At 40.5% G+C, this 2,886-nt stretch carries 2 protein-coding genes; one reads left to right on the forward strand and one right to left on the reverse strand.

What is annotated here, in order from left to right; translation table 11 throughout:
* The first annotated feature begins 999 nt into the window (after positions 1-999).
* On the forward strand, positions 1,000-2,148 hold the full coding sequence (locus KJ678_01505) for an ATP-binding protein (protein MBU1016821.1): 1,149 nt from the start codon (positions 1,000-1,002) through the stop codon (positions 2,146-2,148).
* A 268-nt stretch (positions 2,149-2,416) separates the two neighbouring features.
* Here the strand turns inward: KJ678_01505 and KJ678_01510 are convergent.
* Positions 2,417-2,886, reverse strand: a 470-nt coding sequence (locus KJ678_01510) for a hypothetical protein (GenBank protein MBU1016822.1), incomplete at its 5' end; no start/stop codon positions are given.

Here is a 2,886-nt window from a genome sequence, read left to right on the forward strand (position 1 = left end):
AAGTGAGGATGCCTGCTCAGTTACATAATATGGGCTGAGCAGGTTTTCAAATGATGGAAGTGGTACTTGTGTGACAAAGGGGGACATTTGCGAAATTTGTCTAGACTAAGGAGTCTCCTTGTACAAGGAGACTCCTTTGTTGAATTTGCAAATTGTGGTAGAGTGTTATTAGTTTTTGAATACTTGTCCGTTATTGCGAGGAGAATTGTCATTTCAGCCTACGATCTGGAATCCAGTAGCCGCAGGGCTTGTCCCTGCCAAGTGTAGTGTGGGCGACCACAAGGGTCGCGGCTACAGCTCAAATCAAATCCGCCATGGGCGCGGAGGAAACCCGCCGCAAACACGAAGGTGTAAGCAGGCGGGTAAACCCGCCAGCTGGCGGAAAAGGAGAATGGGGAGAAATGACAAGGGTTTAGTCTTTAGCTTGCGGTTTCAAATATTTTTTTAACTAAATTTGTTCTAGCGTAAAAAGCGCGACTTATTGATCCATGCCCGGGACCTTTTGTTCTTGCTTGTATCCATTTTCCATCCTTGCCGGTCAAACTTTCAAAGCCAAGGCACGCAAATCTTGACCGATATACTTTTTTAAATTTTTTATTGCCGTAGCCCGTGTTACTATTTTCATAATTATTTGATAAGTTTATTTTTCAAATTGCGATCTAATTCCTCAAACCGCTTTATTGATAAATCCAAAAATTTTGAATCGATATCAATGCCGATAAATCGCCGGCCCAAAAGATAGGCGGGCAAGTCCCTAAATACAATATGGGAACCAGCCTCGCCAAGTTTGGCTTGGCGGGCTAGGTGAAAGGAGAAAAGAGATGAAGACGCTATTTTTTAATCCAGTTGGGATATTCCTCATTGGTTTTGTCAAACAAGCCGTATTCAAAGTCCAGCAATTTTGCGGCATATAAAAATTCCGAGTAGAATAAATTTTTCTCCCAAATTTAGCTAAAAACACTTGACACACTCCCCAAATTAAGGAATAATATTCTCAATATGGTAATTCCGAAAATTTTTCCAATAACCAGGTTCATACTTAAACAAATAGAAGAAGATTTGTTTAAGGGCAAGATTGTAGTAATATATGGCCCTCGACAGGCTGGAAAGACCACGCTCGTTAGACAAATTCTGGAGGGGTTTTCCGGAAAATTTTCTTATTTTAACTGTGACGAGCCTGACATCAGACTGGCTTTTGCCGACAAAACCTCTTCCGAGTTGAAACAACTTATAGGTAATACGGATATTGTGGTTTTGGACGAGGCGCAGAGGGTAAAAAATATTGGTTTAACTCTAAAGCTCTTGGTTGATACCTATCCGAATTTGCAAGTTGTGGCAACGGGATCTTCTTCTTTTGAACTGGCCGACAAAATAGCCGAACCCCTTACGGGCAGGTCGTTTAAGTACACCCTTTTTCCGCTTTCCGAAATGGAAATAGTAGATCAAATTGGATTGTTGGAGGCAAAAAGAACTGTAGAGACAAGGTTGATGTTTGGCAGTTACCCAGAAATTTATATGGAACAGGATGTAGAAAAAAAGCAGCGGCTTTTAACTGCGTTGAAAAGTGATTATATGCTGGCGGACATCTTGAAGCATGAAAATATAAAAGGACCCGATGTGCTTTATAAAATATTGCAAGCTATTGCCCTCCAGATTGGCAAGGAAGTTTCATTGAACGAAATATCCTCGCTCGTAGGGGTTGATAAAAGCACTGTGGCGCGCTATATAGATATACTAGAAAAAGGTTTTATTGTTTTTAGATTGGGGGCGTTTAGCCGAAACTTGCGAAAAGAAATATCTCAAAAGGACAAAATATTTTTTTATGATGTTGGGTTGCGAAACGCTCTAATAAACAACTTTAATCCAATGGGTTTGCGACAAGACAAGGGCGATATCTGGGAAAATTTTGTTATATCCGAAAGGTTAAAGCGCAATGCATATAAGAGAGATAGCGCGAATATGTACTTTTGGAGAACATACGATCAGCAGGAGCTGGATTTGATTGAGGAAAAGCAAGGCGGGACAGATGGGTATGAAATAAAATGGAAAAGCGATAAGTTCCGGTATCCCAAAGCGTTTTTGGATGCGTATCCAAATAGTGAGACAACCCTAATAACCCGAGAAAACTATCTGGACTTTGTTACCTAAAGAACGGGATGTTTATGGTGGGATAGTTGCAAGTACCACTTCGGAACCTGCCTGCCGTAGGCAGGGTGGTACTTGTGTGACAAAGGGGGAAAGTCTGGACTAAGGAGTCTCCTTGTACAAGGAGACTCCTTTGTTAAATTTGCATTTTGTGGTAGGACTATTGTTAGTTTTGAATACCTGTCCGTTTTTGAAAAATGTCTGTTGTGTAGCCGCAGGGCTTGTCCCTGCCAAGTGTAGTGTGGGCGACCACAAGGGTCGCAGCTATAGCTCAAATCAAACCCGACTTTCTCAGATGTTGTAGAAAATCTCCCGGCGTGAGAATGCTAATGTTAAAATCCTTTTTGATTTTTTCTCGGTTATAATGTTTCAGATTAAAAGAGATTATGAATTTGCATTTGGAGGATACGGCGCCTGCTATTATGTGGGAATCGTTTTTATCTGAAACACAGTTTTTATAGGTATCTTGTATTTTGCTGAAGTTTTGGTCTAGTTCAATAATATTCAAAGTCTTTGCTATTTTGCTTAACTCTCCTTGTGGCAATTTCATTCTTTTTACAACTATCTGTAATTCTCTAATGGAAAAATTTGATATGTATTTTTTAGTTTGGCGGTTGTTGATAAGCAAATTTGAAGCGCCTGTTTTGGAGATAATGGAGGAAGTAACAGGAGTTAGTCCATCACCACCACCTGAAGTTATCCCACCAACACCACCTAAAGTTATCCCACCACCAAAAGAGG

The sequence above is a fragment of the Patescibacteria group bacterium genome, from assembly GCA_018817085.1.
GTDB lineage: Bacteria > Patescibacteriota > WWE3 > CG2-30-40-12 > CG2-30-40-12 > CG2-30-40-12.

Coding starts and splice junctions, on each gene's coding strand:
- KJ678_01505 (MBU1016821.1), top strand. CDS start 1,000: ATGGTAATTCCGAAAATTTTTCCAATAACCAGGTTCATACTTAAACAA.